This is a genomic window from Nocardioides marmorisolisilvae, assembly GCF_031656915.1.
GTDB lineage: Bacteria > Actinomycetota > Actinomycetes > Propionibacteriales > Nocardioidaceae > Marmoricola > Marmoricola terrisoli.
Genome location: NZ_CP134227.1, coordinates 1,510,851 through 1,528,992 on the forward strand (window position 1 = coordinate 1,510,851; position 18,142 = coordinate 1,528,992).

16 protein-coding genes are annotated in these 18,142 nt (G+C 72.1%); 3 read left to right on the forward strand and 13 right to left on the reverse strand.

What is annotated here, in order from left to right:
* Window positions 1–344: 344 nt before the first annotated feature.
* The 10 genes from Q9R13_RS07230 to Q9R13_RS07275 all read right to left on the reverse strand — a co-directional run bounded on the left by Q9R13_RS07230 (window position 345) and on the right by Q9R13_RS07275 (window position 10,887).
* Window positions 345–1,076 carry a ComF family protein gene (locus tag Q9R13_RS07230; protein ID WP_310964395.1) on the reverse strand — a complete coding sequence of 244 codons (732 nt, stop codon included), beginning with the start codon at window positions 1,074–1,076 and terminating at the stop codon, window positions 345–347.
* Between the two features lie 189 nt (window positions 1,077–1,265).
* A complete protein-coding gene (locus Q9R13_RS07235; protein WP_310964396.1) occupies window positions 1,266–3,035 on the reverse strand; it encodes an LpqB family beta-propeller domain-containing protein in 1,770 nt (589 codons plus the stop codon).
* Window positions 3,032–4,669 carry an MtrAB system histidine kinase MtrB gene (gene mtrB, locus Q9R13_RS07240; RefSeq protein WP_310964398.1) on the reverse strand — a complete coding sequence of 546 codons (1,638 nt, stop codon included), beginning with the start codon at window positions 4,667–4,669 and terminating at the stop codon, window positions 3,032–3,034. The genes Q9R13_RS07235 and mtrB overlap by 4 nt, the downstream gene beginning before the upstream one ends.
* Window positions 4,650–5,387 (reverse strand): MtrAB system response regulator MtrA, encoded by a 738-nt coding sequence (gene mtrA, locus Q9R13_RS07245; RefSeq protein ID WP_310964399.1) that lies wholly within the window; start codon window positions 5,385–5,387, stop codon window positions 4,650–4,652. Before mtrA ends, mtrB begins: the two co-directional genes overlap by 20 nt.
* A 19-nt stretch (window positions 5,388–5,406) precedes the next feature.
* On the reverse strand, window positions 5,407–6,846 hold the full coding sequence (ahcY, locus tag Q9R13_RS07250) for an adenosylhomocysteinase (protein WP_310964400.1): 1,440 nt from the start codon (window positions 6,844–6,846) through the stop codon (window positions 5,407–5,409).
* A gap of 120 nt (window positions 6,847–6,966) precedes the next feature.
* Window positions 6,967–7,911 (reverse strand): cation diffusion facilitator family transporter, encoded by a 945-nt coding sequence (locus Q9R13_RS07255; RefSeq protein WP_310964401.1) that lies wholly within the window; start codon window positions 7,909–7,911, stop codon window positions 6,967–6,969.
* On the reverse strand, window positions 7,911–8,927 hold the full coding sequence (locus Q9R13_RS07260) for an SIS domain-containing protein (protein ID WP_310964402.1): 1,017 nt from the start codon (window positions 8,925–8,927) through the stop codon (window positions 7,911–7,913). Before Q9R13_RS07260 ends, Q9R13_RS07255 begins: the two co-directional genes overlap by 1 nt.
* Window positions 8,928–8,941: 14 nt before the next feature.
* Window positions 8,942–9,112 (reverse strand): Trm112 family protein, encoded by a 171-nt coding sequence (locus Q9R13_RS07265; protein WP_310964403.1) that lies wholly within the window; start codon window positions 9,110–9,112, stop codon window positions 8,942–8,944.
* 2 nt (window positions 9,113–9,114) lie between these two features.
* Window positions 9,115–10,479: a phosphomannomutase/phosphoglucomutase gene (locus Q9R13_RS07270; RefSeq protein WP_310964404.1), complete on the reverse strand. Its 1,365-nt coding sequence runs from the start codon at window positions 10,477–10,479 to the stop codon at window positions 9,115–9,117.
* Window positions 10,480–10,524: 45 nt separating this feature from the next.
* On the reverse strand, window positions 10,525–10,887 hold the full coding sequence (locus Q9R13_RS07275; RefSeq protein ID WP_397219406.1) for a DUF3499 domain-containing protein: 363 nt from the start codon (window positions 10,885–10,887) through the stop codon (window positions 10,525–10,527).
* A gap of 55 nt (window positions 10,888–10,942) precedes the next feature.
* Here Q9R13_RS07275 and Q9R13_RS07280 point away from each other — a divergent pair, with 55 nt between their 5' ends.
* Complete coding sequence (locus Q9R13_RS07280; RefSeq protein WP_310964406.1) at window positions 10,943–11,386, forward strand: metallopeptidase family protein; 444 nt, start codon at window positions 10,943–10,945, stop codon at window positions 11,384–11,386.
* A 16-nt stretch (window positions 11,387–11,402) separates the two neighbouring features.
* Here the strand turns inward: Q9R13_RS07280 and Q9R13_RS07285 are convergent, their stop codons facing one another.
* From Q9R13_RS07285 to Q9R13_RS07295, 3 genes are all read right to left on the reverse strand, one after another.
* Window positions 11,403–12,827 (reverse strand): DUF5719 family protein, encoded by a 1,425-nt coding sequence (locus tag Q9R13_RS07285; RefSeq protein ID WP_310964407.1) that lies wholly within the window; start codon window positions 12,825–12,827, stop codon window positions 11,403–11,405.
* On the reverse strand, window positions 12,824–15,598 hold the full coding sequence (locus tag Q9R13_RS07290; RefSeq protein ID WP_310964408.1) for a glycosyltransferase: 2,775 nt from the start codon (window positions 15,596–15,598) through the stop codon (window positions 12,824–12,826). Before Q9R13_RS07290 ends, Q9R13_RS07285 begins: the two co-directional genes overlap by 4 nt.
* A 91-nt stretch (window positions 15,599–15,689) precedes the next feature.
* Entirely contained in the window at window positions 15,690–15,944 is a 255-nt protein-coding gene (locus Q9R13_RS07295; RefSeq protein WP_310964409.1) for a WhiB family transcriptional regulator, read from the reverse strand.
* A gap of 211 nt (window positions 15,945–16,155) precedes the next feature.
* Between Q9R13_RS07295 and cofD the strand changes: the two genes are divergently transcribed.
* Entirely contained in the window at window positions 16,156–17,160 is a 1,005-nt protein-coding gene (gene cofD, locus Q9R13_RS07300; RefSeq protein ID WP_310964410.1) for a 2-phospho-L-lactate transferase, read from the forward strand.
* Window positions 17,157–18,110, forward strand: a complete 954-nt coding sequence (gene cofE, locus Q9R13_RS07305) for a coenzyme F420-0:L-glutamate ligase (RefSeq protein WP_310964411.1) — start codon at window positions 17,157–17,159, stop codon at window positions 18,108–18,110. Before cofD ends, cofE begins: the two co-directional genes overlap by 4 nt.
* Window positions 18,111–18,142: the final 32 nt, after the last annotated feature.

An 18,142-nucleotide genomic window follows, 5' to 3' on the forward strand; every position in this document is an offset into this window, starting at 1 on the left:
AGGCCTCCCTAGGTCGCTTGCTGGTGAGAAGCGGAGTCCGTCCGGCCGACCTGGTCTTCGTCCCCACACCCGCCTGCTGAGACGTTCGCAGCTCTTCTGCCACTACTGGCCTTCTCCCCCGGGCGCCACGTGTCTGACGTGGCGTGGAGGGCAGGACTTACGACTAAGCCGCACCGTGATCGGTGGACGCGACACAATGCCACGCGCACCTTACGTGGACCGTTTCGCCTGCGACTGGCATCGGCTTGCCGAGAGGGGTCACACCTGACCTCGGACTTTCGTCCGGCCCGGAGCAGCCCCTGCTCGACGCAACCACGGACCCGGACGGACTCCATACCGAGACGTTAGTCGGCCGGTGGTGAAAAGGGTAGGTGGCAGCGCGGAAGGGGCTCGACGACCGCGCGACGACGGGTGGCGCAGACGCACGCGATCGCGAAGACACTGATGCCGGCGTCCGCGAGGGCGCGCTGGGCCTCGCGGGCGGTGGCTCCCGTGGTGAGCACGTCGTCGCAGACGACCACCCGCACCGGCTGCTCGGTCCTGGCCAGCACCGCGCGCGCCCGGGGGTCGACCGCCATCGACTCGCGCAGGTTGTCGGCGCGGCCGGCCAGGCCGAGCCCGGCCTGGTCGGCGACCCGTCTGCGCTGGCGCAGCAGACCCAGGGTGCGGGCCTCGATGCCCCCGCGACGGCACCGGGCGGCGGCCGTGCGGACGATCCGCAACAGCGGGTCGTGCCCCCGGGCGCGGACCACAGCCGGCCGGGATGGGACCGGAACCATCACCAGGGGAACCTCCTGCAGCGGCAGCCGCATCACCACCCCCGCCAACACCCGTCCGAGCGGACGAGCAAGCGCGAACCCCTGGTGCTCCTTGTGGGCGAGGACCAGGGCGCGCAGCGGGTCGGCGTACTCGTCGGCCGCGAACGAGGGCGCCAGGCCGGGCGGGCACGGCGTCGGCCGGACCGCGAGACAGGCGTCGGGCAGGGCACGGTCGCACGACCGGCACAGCAGTCGGCCCGGCTCACCGCAGCCGACACAGACTCCACCGTGGAACAGATCCCACCAGGCGTCGCGCACCCCGTCATCGTGGCGCCTGGAGTGGGCCGTCGGTAGCCGAGCGGGCATGGCTGTGGACGGCGCAGTGCCTGCGGGACCGGTCTGTGCCTGCTCCGCCGTCGTCCGTGTCGAGGCTCGCGTGATCGGCGCCTCGCGCCTCAACGCTCCCTCGCTCGGCACGGGTCCGAGCAAGCTCGTCCTCGGCCTCGCTCAGTTCGCGTAGGCCGCGGCGGTGAGGTGGGCCACGCCTCCCGACTCCCACTTCCCGACCGCGTCCAGCCGGGCCAGCCGGCCGTGGGCCAAGAGCAGCAGCGACAACCCGCTGTCGGAGTTGACGACCAGGGCCTGGGCGTCCTGGGGGAAGATGTCCGGCGGCACGGGGTTGCCTGCCCCCGGCGAGCCGTCCGACATCGCGTAGACCACCCGGCTGCTCTGCTCGTCGGGCCGGGTCAGCACCGCGAGCAAAGTCGGCGTCCGCCAGCCGACGTCGACGACCGGTCCCAGGTGGTGCGATGGGTCGTAGGAGGCGACCGGAACGGGCTCGGGCTCGACTCCACGGAGCACCGCGCCACCAGCCCTGCGCTGGACCGTCACCACCGTCACCCGCGGCCGCTGCGAGTCGGCGAGGCCTGCGGCGAAGCGGCTGCCGTCCGGCGACACGGAGAACGAGGAGACGTCCTGCCCGCTGACCCCACGGAGGTCGACGACCCGGTCGACACCGTTGCGGATCACGTGCACCACCGCACCGCCGGCGGTTCGGTCGACGAGCCACAGGTCGCCGAACTGGTCGTACATCGGCCGGAGCAGATCAGTGCCCCCGCGGAAGACCTTCTCGACCGGACTGGACGGACTCGACGTCATCGCGGCGTACGCCGTGGTGCCGCTCTCCGAGACCGCCGCGACCGTGTCTCCCGACCGGTCCAGGGCGACCGAGCGCAGCGCGAAGCCACCCTTCCCGAGTCCGCCGGAGACCGCCTTGGCGGAGCCACCGGACACGGTGACCACCCGGCCGCCGCGCACCGCGACCAGCTCGCGGGTCGCGCCCAGTCCGGTCGGCGCGAACTCACTGCCGTCCTGGACGCTGAGGTCGGTGCGCCCATCGGGGAGCGCCACCGGCGTGCCCGCGACGGTGATCCGGACGCGGGTGACGCCCGGCACGCTGCGCAGTGTCCACGCGAGCTGGATCATGGCTCGGTTGAGCTCGTCGGGCGCCAGCTTGAGGATCTCGTTGCCCAGCGGCACCTCGGCGACACCGTTGTCGGTGATGGCCACCGAGAAGTCCATGCTCGCTCCCGCAGGGAACGACGACCGCACGACCGAGGCCAGCCGCGGCTCGGGTCCGGTGAGCAGTCCGCGAACCAGGCTGGTGGCCGTCTGCTCGCCGCGTGGGATGTAGACGGGCTCGGGCACCAGAACCCTGCCGGTGTGGTCGAAGAAGTAGAGGTTGTACAGCCCGAACTGGTCGTCGAAGTAGCCGGACCGCACCATCAACGCGCTGAGCGGGTCGTCGATCCGCCACTGCCCGGACTCCCGGACGAGATGGAAGTGCACGGTCCTCGTGCGCGACGGCCCCGGCTTCCAACTGCCCCGCGAGTCGAGCTCGTGGGCGTCCGAGAAGCGGGCCGTGACGCGACCACCGGCCGCCGAGAGGCTGGACGCGTCGTACACGATCGTGCCTCCGTCGGGCTTCCACGACTGCTTGGCCTGGTCGGAGAGGAACGTGCGGGCCGTCGCGTAGCTGACCGGGTTGGCCTGCATCGCGGACAGGAACCCGGACACGATCTGCTGGGGGTCGGCACCGTGCGCCGGACCTGCCGGGTCGATGTAGGGGAGCTCCTGCGGGGTGGCGTCCACGCTCGTGGCACGGCGCTGGACCGGTCCGCTCTCGGGCAGCAGCGAGCACCCGACCGTGGGCAGGCACACCAGCACCGCGATCGCGATCCCCAGGAACCGTCGACGCGTGCGGCCAGTCGTCGTCATCCGGACACCTCCTCGGCCGGGGCGGGGAGGTCCTCCGGGACCAGTGGCAGCGCGCTGTGGGTGAGCGGATCACCGGCCCGGCGCGGGATGCTCAGTCGGAACTGGGCGCCCTTGCCCGGGGCGCCCCAGGCCTGCAGCCAGCCGCCGTGCAGCCGGGCGTCCTCCAGCGCGATCGACAGCCCTAGCCCGGTGCCACCGCTGGTCCTGGCCCGCGCCGGGTCGGCACGCCAGAACCGGTTGAACACCATCGCCTGCTGGCCCGGCTGGAGACCCACGCCATGGTCGCGGACGGTGATCGCAACGCCCTCGTCGTCGGCCGCCAGTCGCACCACCACGCTCGAGCCCGGTGCCCCGGCGTGGTCGATCGCGTTGGTGACCAGGTTGCGCACCACCCGCTCGAGGCGGCGGCCGTCGACCTCGGCCACGACCGGACCGGGGGCCGCCACACTGACGACGACGCCACGCTGGGCGGCCAGCGGTGCCGCTGCGTCGACCACCCGGTGGACCAGGTCGACGAGGTTGGTGTCCGAGAGCTCCAGGGCCGCTGCCCCGGCGTCGAACCTGCTGATCTCCAGGAGGTCGCCGAGCAGGTTCTCGAAGCGATCGAGCTCGGTCTGCAGGAGCTCGGCGGAGCGCGCGGTCACCGGATCGAAGCCGGCACGCGCGTCGTGCAGGACATCACTGGCCATCCGGACCGTGGTCAGCGGCGTACGCAGCTCGTGGGACACGTCGGAGACGAACCGGCGCTGCACCCGGGAGAGCTCGACGAGCTGACGGATCTGGTTCTGCAAGGCGTCGGCCATCTGGTTGAAAGACACCGCGAGCCGACCGATGTCGTCCTCCCCGCTGACATGCATCCGCTCCTCGAGCCGCCCGGATGCGATCCGCTCGGCGACCCGCCGCGCCAGCCGGACCGGAGTGATCACCTGGCGCGTGACCAGCCAGGTCACTCCCGCGACCAGCACCAGCAGCAGCAGCCCCGAGGTGAGCAGCACCCGCCGCATCAGGTGCAGGGTCTGTAGCTCGTCGGTCATCGGGAACACGTAGTAGACGGCGTAGGTTCCGCCGTCGGTGGGCAGCACGACCGTGGAGCCGACGACCACCCCGGCGACCGAGGCGCGGTGCTGGGTGGGCTCGAACCTCACCTTCGTGTAGGTCCATGCCGTGCCGCCGCCGCCCTCGACGACGGAGCGCAGCCGTTGCGGAACGCTCTCCGGCTCGATCTCCGGCGACGTCTGCATGTCGAGGCTCTGCGCCGCGCTTCCCTTCGTGACGGGGCCGAGCACCACCACGTCGTACCCGCGCACGTTTCCACGGGTGACGAGGTTCTCCACGAGCTGCCGCAGCTGGGTCTCGGGGTCGAAGCCCGAGCCACCGGCAGCACCGAGCCCGTCCTGGGCCGTCGCGGTCTCGCTGGCCGCCTCGGTCAACGCCGAGGACACCCGCCCCTGGACCAGGCCGTCGGCGATCTGCCGGATCATCAGCAGGCCGACCGTGCCGACCACCACGGCGCTGAGCACCACGATGCTGACCACGACCCGGGTCCGCAACGACCGCCGCCAGAAGGTCAGCCCGCGGGTGAGTACGCCGTGCCGGGCGGGGCCGGTCGGCCTCTCAGAGCTCGTGCCCGCCACCCGCGCGCCCCACGCCCTGCGGCGTCGCACCGGCCTTGTAGCCGACCCCGCGGACCGTGACCACGATCTCCGGGTTCTCCGGGTCATGCTCGACCTTCGCACGCAGCCGCTGGACGTGCACGTTCACCAGTCGGGTGTCCGCGGCGTGCCGGTAGCCCCACACCTGTTCGAGCAGCACCTCGCGGCTGAACACCTGGCGCGGCCGCCGCGCCAGACAGACCAGCAGGTCGAACTCGAGCGGGGTCAGCGAGATCGGTCGGCCGGCACGAGCGACGGCGTGACCGACCACGTCGATCTCCAGGTCGCCGATGTGCAGCGACTCCGGAGTCGGCTCGGTCAACCGACGCACCCGGGCACGGATCCGGGCGACGAGCTCCTTGGGCTTGAAGGGCTTGGCGATGTAGTCGTCGGCCCCGGACTCGAGCCCGGTCACCACGTCGATCGTGTCGCTCTTGGCGGTGAGCATCACGATCGGGGTGCCGGACTCGGCCCGGATCTCGCGACAGACGTCGATGCCGTCCTTGCCGGGGAGCATCAGGTCGAGGAGGACGACGTCCGGCTTGTACTCGCGGAACGCCGCCAGGGCGTGGTCGCCCCTATCGACGACCTGCGCATGGAAGCCCTCGTTGTGCAGCACGAGCGTGAGCATCTCGGCCAGGGCCGGGTCGTCGTCGACGACCAGGACCTTGGTGCGGCCGACCGCGTCCGCGCTGACCATCACTCCCCTCCTCGACCCCTCAGTAGCGGTAGTGGTCCGACTTGTACGGACCCTCCACCGGGATGCCGAGGTAGCCGGCCTGCTCGTCGGTCAGCGTGGTCAGGTTGACGCCGAGAGCACCGAGGTGGAGCCGGGCGACCTCCTCGTCGAGGTGCTTGGGCAGCACGTAGACGCCCGTGGGGTACTCCTCGGTCTTGGTGAAGAGCTCGATCTGGGCCAGTACCTGGTTGGTGAAGGAGTTCGACATCACGAACGACGGGTGACCGGTCGCGTTGCCGAGGTTCATCAGGCGACCCTCGGAGAGCACGATGATCGTCGTGCCGGCACCCTCGCCGTCGTTGAACGTCCACAGGTCGACCTGCGGCTTGACGTTCTTGCGGGTCGCCACGCCCTCGGCCTCGAGGCCGGCCATGTCGATCTCGTTGTCGAAGTGGCCGATGTTGCCGACGATCGCGTTGTGCTTCATCCGGCGCATCTGCGCGACCGTCACGACGTCCTTGTTGCCGGTCGAGGTGATGATGATGTCCGCGATCGGGAGGCTGTTGTCGAGGGTGTCGACCTGGTAGCCGTCCATCGCCGCCTGGAGCGCGCAGATCGGGTCGATCTCGGTCACGATGACCCGGGCTCCCTGGCCCCGCAGCGACTCGGCGCAGCCCTTGCCGACGTCGCCGTACCCGCAGACCACGGCAACCTTGCCGCCGATGAGTACGTCGGTCGCGCGGTTGATCCCATCGATCAGCGAGTGCCGGCAGCCGTACTTGTTGTCGAACTTCGACTTGGTCACCGAGTCGTTGACGTTGATCGCCGGGAACAGCAGCGAGCCGTCGCGCATCATCTCGTAGAGGCGGTGCACGCCGGTCGTGGTCTCCTCGGTGACCCCCTTGATCGCGTTCGCGATCGGGGTCCAGTGGTTCGCGTCCTTGGCGAGCTGGGCCTGCAGGGACTCGAAGATGACCTTCTGCTCGTGGCTCGCGGCCGTCGCCGGGTCCGGCGCTGCTCCGGCCTTCTCGGCCTGGACGCCCAGGTGCACGAGCAGGGTCGCGTCGCCACCGTCGTCGAGGATCATGTTGGGCACGGTGCCCTCCCAGTCGAGGATCCGCTGGGTGCACTCCCAGTACTCCTCGAGCGTCTCGCCCTTCCAGGCGAAGACCGGGACACCGGCGGGCGCGTCGACGGTGCCGTTCGGCCCGACGACCACCGCGGCCGCTGCGTGGTCCTGGGTGGAGAAGATGTTGCACGACGCCCAGCGGACCTCGGCACCGAGCGCCACCAGGGTCTCGATGAGCACGGCGGTCTGGATGGTCATGTGCAGCGATCCGGCGATCCGGGCGCCCGCGAGCGGCTTCGAGTCGCCGTAGCGCTCACGCATCGCCATCAGGCCGGGCATCTCGTGCTCGGCGAGGGCGATCTCGGTGCGGCCGAAGTCGGCGAGGTTCAGGTCGGCGACTTTGAAGTCCATGCTGATTCCTTGTCAGGTCGAGGCAGGTTCGAGTGAAGGGGCGGACGAGTCCGAGGGTCGGATGAGGCATCCCACCCAGGCGTCTGGCCACGATCTCGTGCGAAAGGCGCGAGGCCCATCCTAGTCACACGGTCGGAGGATGTCGGGCTCGACGTAGATCACCCGTGCGCTGGGCTCCGCGGCGCGTACGGCGGCCTCGGCCCGGTCGATGGTGGCAGCCACCTCGGCGGCTGCGTCGGTCGCTGCGACGGCCACTTTGATCCCGACGAGCAGCTCCTCCGGACCCAGGTGCAGCGTGCGCATATGGATGACGCCGTCGACACCGTCCGTGCCCAGGACGGCGGCGTGGATCCGGTCCTGCACGCTCGGGGCGGCGGCCTCACCGATGAGCAGGCTGCGGGTCTCGACGGCGAGGACGACGGCGACCGCGACGAGCAGGAGCCCGATCAGCGCGGTGCCGATCACGTCGAACACCGGGCTCCGGGTCAGCAGGGACAGGCCGACGCCGAACAGGGCGAAAGTGAGGCCGAGGAGCGCTGCCGCATCCTCGAGCAGGACCACCGGCAGCTCCGGAGCCTTCGCGCGCCGGACGAACTCGGTCCAGCTCGCTTCGCCGCGCAGCCGGTCGGCCTCGGCGACCGCCGTCCGGAGCGAGAGACCCTCCATCACGATCGCGCCGATGAGGACGACCAGGGGCACCCACCACCAGCGTCCGTCGAGCTGGCCGAGATCGTGCGGGTGCCCAGCGACCTCGTGGGCCTTGTGCCAGGCCTCGTAGAGCGCGAACAGCCCGCCGACGCTGAACAGCACGATCGACACTACGAAGGCGTAGATGTAGCGCTCGCGGCCGTAGCCGAAAGGGTGCTCGGGCGTGGCGACCCGCTTCGACGCGCGGCCGCCGAGGAGCAGGAGGACCTGGTTGCCCGAGTCCGCGACCGAGTGGATGGCCTCGGCGAGCATCGACGACGACGCCGTCAGCGCGAACGCCGCGAACTTCAGCACCGCGATGCCGAGATTCGCACTGAGCGCGGCGACCACCGCGCGGGTTCCACCCTCGGTCGACATCAGACCTCGCCGATCTGCAGGTAGGTCGCGGCATAGGTGCCGGTGGCCAGCAGCGCGGCGTAGCGGCACACCTCGCCCTCGGCGCTGGTGGCGACCGTCTCGACGCGGACGTCGTTGCCGCGAGCGGCTTCGACGAGCTCGTCCCTGGTCTCGGCGATCGCCGGGTCGGCCAGACCGTCCTCGAGCACGACCAGCGCGGGTCGGGCGTCCACACCGGAGTCGGTGACCGGGTCGGCGAAGACATCGCGCGGCACGGCAGCCCTGATCACCGGCAGGAGGTGCTCGGCATCGGCCGCGAGCGCGGTCCGGCCGGTGACTCGTCGGACGGACTCCGCGATCCGTCGTGCGGCGCGAGCGGCCAGCACCGTGCCGCCCCACAGCAGTGGGTTGGCGTCGGCGATCCCGATCGCGAGGATCTTCGCGGGGTTCACCGCGAGGTCCTGGCGCGGAGCACAGGCGACCGCGACGTCGTCGAGCGCGGTGGCGACCCGCTCCGGCTCGGTGGCTGGTGCGAGGCCGAGCCGGTCGAGCAGGTCCAGCATCACCACGGCGGTGGCCAGCTGGTCACCTGTGGTGGTGGGCAGCACCGTCGAGTAGCGACCCGCGGCATGCCCGGCCACCAGGGAGTCCGCTGGACAGGCCACCACCAGCGGGCAGCCGCGGCGTACCGCCTCGGCGACCACCCGGGCAGTGGCGACGTCGTTGCCGCGCGGTGCGAGCACCACGACGAGGTCGAGGCTCCCGGACCAGCCAGGGAGGCCGGGCCCGGGCCAGGCGAGGAAGGGCACCGGACAGACCGGCTCGAGCACCGCGCGCAACAGCCGGGAGTCCGGGCCGGCGGCGACGACCGCGCGGGGACGGGTGCCCGCGAGCTGCATGACCGCGTCCCGCACGGATCCCTCGGTGCTGACGCTCTCCCGGCGCACCCGCGCGCCTGCCTCCGCATGCCTGCGCAGGACCTGGTCGAAGCGGTCGAGCACGACCTCGTCGTCAAGCCGTCCGTCGTCGAAGCTCATGTCCCCGCGCCGGGTCAGTCGGGCTTGCGGGCCTCGTCGACCAGCAGCACCGGGATGTCGTTGCGCACCGGGTAGGCCAGCCCGCAGCCGGTGCACACCAGCTCGTCGTGGGCCTCGTCGACGGCCAACGCCTGCCGACAGGCCGGACAGACGATCAGCTCGAGCAGTTGTTCGTCGAGATTCATGGTCAGTCCTCTGCCCTGATCGTGGCGAGCACCTCGTCGCGCACGCGCTCCATCGTTGCCGCGTCCTTGCCCTCCGCGTTGAGGCGCAGCAGCGGCTCGGTGTTGGACGCACGCACATTGAACCACCAGTCGGGGTGCAGCACGCTCAGGCCGTCGAGGTGGTCGACCTCGACGCCGTCTCGCCCAGCCCAGCCGCGCTCGAGCTCCTCGAGCACCGCGGACTGGTCGGCGACCTCGGAGTTGATCTCCCCACTGGCGACGTGGCGGTGGTACGGCGCCAACACCTCCGAGAGCGGCTGGTCGGTCTCGGCGAGGGCTGCCAGCGCGTGCAGCGCGGCGAGCATGCCGGAGTCGGCCCGCCAGAAGTCGCGGAAGTAGAAGTGCCCGGAGTGCTCGCCGCCGAAGATGGCGTCGGTCTCTGCCATGGTCGCCTTGATGAACGAGTGGCCGACCCGGGTGCGCACGGGCCGGCCGCCCAGCTCAGCCACGATCTCGGGCACCCCCCGCGACGTGATCAGGTTGTGGATGACGACCGCGCCGGGCTCCTTGCGCAGCTCGCGTGCGGCGATCAGGGCGGTGAGGACGCTGGGGCTCACCAGCTCGCCGCGCTCGTCGACGAGGAAGCACCGGTCCGCGTCGCCGTCGAAGGCCAGGCCGACGTCCGCGTCCACCTCGCGCACCTTGGCCTGGAGGTCGACGAGGTTCGCGGCCTCGATGGGGTTGGCCTCGTGGTGGGGGAAGCTGCCGTCGAGCTCGTAGTACATCGGGACCACGTCGGCCTCGATCCGACCGAGCACCTCGGGCGCGGTCAGTCCGGCCATCCCGTTGCCGGCGTCCACGGCGACCTTGAGTCGGCGACCGCTGACCGGTGCGAGCTCGAGGAGGTACGACGCGTAGTCGGCCAGGACGTCCTGCTCGCTGACCGTCCCGGGTCGGTCGGCCACCTGGTCCTCGCCCCCGGCCACCCGGTCGCGGATCTCGACGAGTCCGGACTCGGCACCGATCGGCTGGGCGCCCGCCCGGCACATCTTGATGCCGTTGTAACGGGCCGGGTTGTGGCTCGCGGTGAACATGGCGCCCGGGTGAGCGAGGTGGCCCGAGGCGAAGTAGAGCTCGTCGGTCGAGCACAGTCCGATCAGCACCACGTCGGCTCCGGCCCGGGCCGCTCCCTGGGCGAACGCCGTCGCCAGATCCGGTGAGGAGGCGCGCATGTCATGACCGATGACGACCGTGTCAGCACCGGTCACCACGACGAACGCGTTGCCGACCCGGTCGGCGAGGGTCGGGTCGAGCTGGTCCGGAACGACGCCGCGGACGTCGTACGCCTTGAAGATCGCCGTCAGGTTGTCCAGGTCGGTGGTCACCATGCGGTCGACCCTAGTGGTCCGTGGGTCAGAGCCGTTGGTGCGGTGTCACTCGTCGTAGCTGAGCATCCGCAGGTGACCCTTGCGGGCCACCTCCCGACCGGGCTCGTCGGCCGCTGCCTGCGGCGTCGGTCGCGGCTGGGCCGCTTCGCGCACGGCGTCGGCGAGGGCGAGCAGGTCGTCGCCGGAGGGACCCTGGGGGTCATCATGGGCGAGGCGGACCACCTCCCAGCCACGGGGGGCGCTGAGTCGCTCGCTGTGCACGTCGCAGAGGTCGTAGGCGTGCGGCTCGGCGAAGGTGGCGAGCGGGCCGAGCACGGCGGTCTGGTCGGCGTACACGTAGGTCAGGGTGGTGACCGCCGCACGACCGCAGGCCGTGCGCGAGCATCGGCGCAACGAGTTGACGGGCACGGTCACGAAGCAGACGCTACCGCGACAGCGCCGCCATGCCGACTAGGCTCGCGGCATGAGCCGCCAGACCCGTGACCGCCGCGGTCGCGGCCTCCGCGGGCCGGCGTTCGGGCTTCCCTCGGGGCCGTCGGACCCGGCACCGGACGGCGTCCCCGCGAAGCGCACCCGTGCCCAACGCTTCGACGCGATCGCGGTCTCGGCGATGCAGGACCTCTGGGGCCGCTTCCCCGAGGAGCTCGGCATGGTGCAGCTCGGCGTCGAGGAGGTGCCGCTGCTTCCGGAGAACTGGAGCCCGGACAGCATCCCGCTGGCGTCGTACGTCGAGGCCAGCGGCTCCGCACCCGCCCGGGTCGTGCTCCTGCGCCGGCCGATCGAGCACCGCGCCCAGGGTCCGGTCGAGCTGGAGGCGCTGATTCTCACGGTGCTCGTGGAGCAGGTCGCCGAGGTGCTCGGGCTGCGGCCCCAGGAGGTCCACCCGGACTACGACGCCGAGGACTGACCGGGACGAAGTCGGCTCACCAACCGGGCCGGACGGTGGGGACATGGGTGTCCGCGGACGTCGGGCTGAGCGGGATCACCGCCAAGGTGTTGCCACCGGGCTTGCCGAGCAGGACGTTCCCGGTCACGCGCCCCTGGTCCGTCGTGACCCGGAGCGCGACCGCGTGCGCCCACACGGGGATCGTGGCAGCACCACGCGGCGGAACGTTCACCCGCCGCGATCCGACGGATCCGCCGGCGGCGTCGTAGCCGGTCACCACGACCTTGGCCGTCACCGGCGCGGCGGCGCCCTTGCCGGTCGCCGCGTCCCCGACCAGCACGAGCTGAGCGGGTTCACCGACCGGCAGACCGACGACAGCGCCGGCCCCGATCGGTGGCGCGCTCCCGGCGTACGCCTCGTCGAGGCCGCGGGTGGTCCGAACAGTGGCAGCGACCGGCACCTGGCTGCTCAACCGCACCGCCATCGGCCGGGACCTGGCGACCGCGCCGAGGTCGACCGGGAGCACGGTGCTCGGGGGGACGCGCACCGAGGCGTCCCGTGCCGGGGCGAAGGTCCCGTTGCGGCCGACGAGCGCCAGCTGGACGATGGCCTCCTTCTGGGCCGGGTTGGCGATGAGGACGGTCGCGCGCCGTGGGCTCGCCGCCAGACCTACCAGGGTGGCCGAACGGCTGGCGCCGGGCTGATCGGTCACCCAGTCGTTCGCCGGCTTCTCGATCACGCTCGCCGACCACACCTCGGCCGCGGAGGCGGTGACCAGGCCACGCGACGCGCTGACGTGGACCGCGAGGTCACCCACCGACGGCGCGACCTTCTTCAGGTCCAGGCGTACGGCGTGGCCACTGTCGATCCGCAGCCCGTGCAGGCCCGGTGAGCGGACCGGGCCGTCCGGTCCCAGCACGTCGACGTCCACGATCGCGGCGCCGGGCCGGGGGTTGTCCAGGGTGAGCACGCTGTCGTGGCTCGTGCTCCCACCGACGCCGACGAACCACCAGTCGGGCCGGGGCGACGGGCAGGCGCCTGCTGCCAGCCAGCGTGCCGACGACGCCGATCGCACGGCGTAGCCCCGGGCGGCCTGTCGTGCGGAGACGTGGACGCGGCTGGGCTGCCGGCCGAGGGCGAACGCACGGCGGGTTGCGGGGCGGCCGTCGACGGTGGTGCCACCCGATGCCGGGCCGACGTGGCCGACGCGGGCGACGGCGCCCGGCAGGCCTCCCGCGCAGGAGAGGTCACGGCCCAGCGTGGCGGTCCGGCTGGTCGGCCCGTGCTCACCGGTGGCGCGCGGGACGGTGCCGGCACCGAGCAGCGCGAGCACGGTCAGCACGACCACGCCCAGGACGAGCAGCAGCCCACGGTCCACCCCGGAAGTGCGCGTGCCCTGAGGCCGCGTCGTCGACCTGCGCGGACCGCGCCGGGTCGGGGTGCGGGTCACCCGGCGGATCATGACGCCCTCCTCGTGGGCATCGCCAGCACCACACCGGCCAGCAGCGCGAGCAGCTCGACGGCCAGCAGCCACGGGTGCAGCAGGCTGCCCGAGGAGTCCACGCCGGTCAGGCTCTGGTGCGGCACCACCCGCCAGGCCCGGGCATGCGGATTGGGCGCGCTCGCCGAGGCGAAGCCGCTCGACGCGTCCAGGGCACCCGCGACGGCGGGACTCACCGGCGCCGGCGCGAAGACGTAGGCGATGCCGTTCGCGGCGAGGACCGAGGCGGAGGTGGCCGATCCGCCGCCGACCAGGTTGGTCACGGCCCTGGCCACGGCGGAGTCAGGCGCGGTCATCGCCAACACCGCGTCGTCCCCGAGGTAGTCGACCCCGGGACGCAGCACCTGGTAGCTCACCGCACGCTGGCGACCGGCGCCCGGGCCGCCGCGCAGGACCATCGCGGCGTTGTCGTGCCGGGCGGACGCGAGCTCGACCATGTAGGCCGGCACCCGGGCGCCCGCAGAGCGGTGCAGCGGTCCCTCGGTGCCGTGCGCCAGCCACCATCCGGTGCCCACGACGGGCGCCATCACGGCGGCCAGCAGGGCGATCGCGGCAACCGGCTGGCGCCAGCCGAAGCTGGCTCCGGCCACCACCCTGAGCGCGCCGTCGGCCGCGAGGGCCGCAGCGGTGACCAGGGCGCCGAGGACGAGAAGCATCGCGAATCCCGGCCATGCCCGGAACGGTTCCGGGATCCCCGGCAGGCTGATCTCCACCCGCGCCAGTACGAGCACACAGAGCGCGCCGAGCAGGGCCACGATCCAGGCCCGCAGCACGCGGGTCCTGGTGTCGACGCGGACCAGGGCGACGAGGGCCGCGAACGCGATGCCCAGGGTGATCCAGGCCGGCGCGGCGCCCGGTCCGCCGCTGTTCCCCGCAAGGAGGTGCCACAGGTCGGGACGCACCGGGACCGAGGCAGCCCGGCCGGCCTCCACGAACGCGATGCCGGGCGCGGCGAACAGGTTCGGCAGCGCCGGCGCGACCAGGAGCAGCGGCAGCACGACGAGCGCGGCGCGCTGGGTCCACCGCAGCGCCGGCACGCCGATCCGCGGAGCGAGGAGGACCAAGATGATGACCGGTCCCAGCACGATCGGGGCGAAGGCAGTCAGCAGCCCGACGAGCAGGGCGGTCCGCCACACGGCCCGGGCGCGCCGGTCGGCGCTCGGATCCGCGAGACCCAGTGCCGCCGTCGCGGCCCATGGCAGCACCATCGCGCCCACCACGGTGCCGAGCCTGCCCTGGCTGACCGAACCGGACAGCACCGGCAGCAACGCGTACGCCGCCGCGCCCCAGACCGGCGCCCAGCCGCCGACGGTCACCCGTCGCAGGAAGCGCAGTGCCCCCAGCAGGGTGAGCGGGACGGTGAGGCAGAACAGCAGCCACACCACGAGTCCGGGCTGACCGAAGAGGACCGAGCCGGCGACGGCGAGCGGCAGCAGGTACGGCGGCCCCGGGGCCGCGCTGCCCTGCCCGAGCCAGTGCCAGGAGGCGACCCAGGTGTGCCACCAGTGGCCCACTCCATCGGGCACGGCCCAGAGCGCGCCGCCGTGCAACGGAGCACCGTGCAGGAGGTCCCGGCTCGCGACCAGAGCGACCACGAAGAAGAACACTGCTGCCCACACCGACGGACTGCGCACCAGCCTGGTGAGCAGTGGCCGGGAGGACGGCTGCGCGCCGCGGCGCCGGCCGAGCGCCTCACGGACGACGTGCACCAGCGCTCGGAGCACCTCGATGCCGAAGTCGAGCCCGTGCCGCCACGGCATCCAGACCGGGGCCAGCAGTGGCCGGACGTCCCGATCGGACACGGTCGCCGCACGACGCCGTGCCCTGCGAGCAGCGAGCAGGCGGCCGGGGTGCCCGTAGACGACGCCGAGGGCAGCCAGCTCCTCACGGGCCTCCGCCGGCGCCCTGACGAGAAGGAAGCCGAGCGAGCGCAACAGCCCGGCTACGAGCAGTCGGAGCAGACGATAGGGATGCGCCCTGGACGATCCGTTGGCGAGCACGGTGAAGACGGCGGCCGCGCGCTCGTCGCGGCGCGGTCGTTCGGTGAGCACCCCGCGGCGGCGCCCGCGGTGGGCCGCCTCGACGTGGAACATCACCGCGTCCGGCGACACAGTGACCTGCTGACCCTGCCGGGCCAGCCGCCAGCCCAGGTCGATGTCGTTGCCGAACAACGGCAGCTCGTCGGCAAGTCCGGTCTCGGCGAGGACCTGGTGGCGCACCAGCATGCCCGCGGTGTTGACCGCGAGCACCGGCCCCACGTCATCGTGCTGGCCCTGGTCGTACTCCCCCGTCTCCAGACCGGTCTCGCGCCGGCCGGTGCCGGAGATCGTCACGCCCACCTCGAGCAGCCGCTTCAGCGAGGGCCACTCACGCAGCTTCGGCCCGACGACAGCGACCTCGGGCGCCGCCACTCGTGCCGCCGTGGTCAGCCTCTCGAGGCAGTGCTGTCCCGGTGCGGAGTCGTCGTGCAGCAGCCAGATCCAGTCCTCCGGATCCGGCGCCGGGAGCGCGGCCAGGCCCGCGCGCACGGCGGCGGCGTACGTCGTGTCGGCGGGGAGCCCGATCACCGGGCTGCCCAGCGCGGACTCGACCAGCGCGACCGAACCGTCGTCGGACCCGGTGTCGACCGCCACCACACGGTCGGGCCGCAGGGTCGAGGCATCCAGCGCGGCCAGCACCTGCGGAAGCCATCGCTCGCCGTTGTGGCTGACGAGCAACGCGGTGACCTTCACGAGTGGTCACCCTAACGGCGTGACCCGGCCGGCTCCGAACCGAGCGCATGCGGGACACCGATGGTGCCCGCCGGGGCCGCCCGCGCGTGGGTCAGACGGCGCGCTTCTTGAGCTTGCGCCGCTCCCGCTCGGACAGCCCGCCCCAGATGCCGAAGCGCTCGTCGTTCTGCAGCGCGTACTCCAGGCAGTCGCCGCGCACGTCGCAGGTCAGGCAGACCCGCTTCGCCTCCCGCGTCGAGCCGCCCTTCTCCGGGAAGAACGCCTCCGGGTCGGTCTGGGCGCACAACGCGCGCTCCTGCCAACCGCTGTCCTCACCGTCACCCTCGAGCAGATAGAGCTCTCGCACAATCTTCGTCCCTTCGACCCTGCGACCCTGACGGGCCGCGATGTGTTGTGCCTTCTCATGTGTGGCGATTCCGCTGGCTGCCCTGTGGCCGTCATTCGGTGCGGGGAATGACGTCGAGGTGACGAACCACATTGGTGTGATTACATGCCTGTCGTCCCACAAAGTCAAGCCCGCATCTGCTATGCAGCGGGCGGCACGGGAGACTTGTCGCATGGCCGATCCCACTGTCCCGTTGCCCGCCCGCGTCACGGTCCTGTCGGGCGGTGTCGGCGGTGCCCGCTTCGTGCAGGGACTGCTCCGTTTGGCCGAGCGCACGCAGTCTTCCACCGAGGTCACCGTGATCGCCAACACCGGTGACGACATCTGGCTGCACGGCCTCAAGGTGTGCCCCGACCTGGACACCGTCATGTACACCCTCGGTGGCGGCATCGACACCGAGCGCGGTTGGGGACGCATCGACGAGACCTGGCGGGTCAAGGACGAGCTCGCGGCGTACGGCGTGGAGCCGACCTGGTTCGGCCTCGGCGACCGCGACCTGGCCGCCCACCTGGTGCGCACGCAGATGCTCGCCGCGGGGTACTCGCTGTCACAGGTGACCGAGGCACTCTGCGTCCGCTGGCAGCCCGGCGTACGCCTGCTGCCGATGACCGACGATCGCGTCGAGACCCACGTCGTGATCGATGATCCCGTCGACGGCGAGCGTCGAGCGGTGCACTTCCAGGAGTACTGGATCCGACACCACGCCGAGGTGCCGGCACACGCCGTCGTCCCCATCGGGATGCCCGACGCGAAGCCCGCCCCCGGTGTCCTCGAGGCGATCGAGAGTGCCGACCTGGTGCTGCTGCCGCCGTCCAACCCGGTCGTCTCGGTCGGCACCATCCTGGCAGTACCGGGCATCCGGGACGTGATCAGGAGCACCGACGCGCCGGTGGTGGGAGTGTCCGGGATCATCGGCACCGATCACGTCCGCGGCATGGCCCGCCAACTCCTCGAGGTGATCGGCGTCCGCTGCACTCCCGGTGCGGTCGCACTGCACTACGGCGCACGCAGCGATGACGGGATCCTCGACGGATGGCTGGTCGACAGCACCGACGCAGCCGTCGTCGCCGAGGTGGAGGGCAGCGGCATCCGCTGCCGCGCCGTACCGCTGTGGATGACCGACCACGACGCCACTGCCGACATGGCCCTGGCCGCGATCGAGCTCGCCCGCGGATGAGCATCGAGCTTGACGCGCCGGACGGGATCGGCGAGGTCCGACCGGGCGCCGACCTCGCCGCGATGATCGCGACGGCTCTCGAGCTGCGCGATGGCGACGTCGTGGTGGTGACCAGCAAGGTGGTGAGCAAGGCGGAGGGCCGGCTGACCGACGGCACGCGAGACGACGCGCTGCCCGGCGAGACGGTGCGGGTGGTCGCCCGTCGCGGACCGGTCACCATCGTTGAGAACCGCCTGGGTCTGGTCATGGCTGCCGCGGGCATCGACAACTCCAACGTCGCGCCGGGGACCGTCGCGCTGCTGCCTGCGGATCCCGACGGCAGCGCGCGCGCGATCCGCGCCCTGCTACGCGAGAGCACTGGCCGCAACGTCGCGGTCGTGATCAGCGATACCTCCGGCCGGGCCTGGCGCCTGGGGCAGACCGACATTGCCATCGGTGTCGCGGGGCTCGCGCCCCTGGAGCCGTTCGCCGGTCGCGTCGACGCCTATGGGAACCCCCTGGCGGTGACCGAGCCGGCAGTCGCCGACGAGATCGCCGCGGCCGCTGAGCTCGCCGGCGGCAAGCTGGCCGGACGCCCGCTCGTCCGAGTACGGGGACTGGACGACCGGGTCCTTCCCCCCGGCGAGGACGGGCCGGGCGCGCGTTCCGTCGTACGTCCGCGGGAGCAGGACCTCTTCTCGCTCGGCGCCCGCGAGGCCGTCGTCGCCGCCGTCGCCGGGGACGACCCCGGTGCCTTCGGTCCTCCGGCCACCGCCCACGAGGTGGGGGCAGCGCTGGCGCGCTGCGGACTCCACGTCGGCCCCACCGACAGTGGCCTGGTCGTCGACACCGCCCACCCCGCGGCCGTCACCCGCGCGGCCTTGGTCGCCCGAGCCCACGGCTGGGTCATCGAGCCCGGGTCCCCCACCAGCCGGCTTTCGATCCCGGTCGCAGCGAACGAGGAGCCCTGACTCAACGGGCGAGGAGCCCTGACTCAACGGGC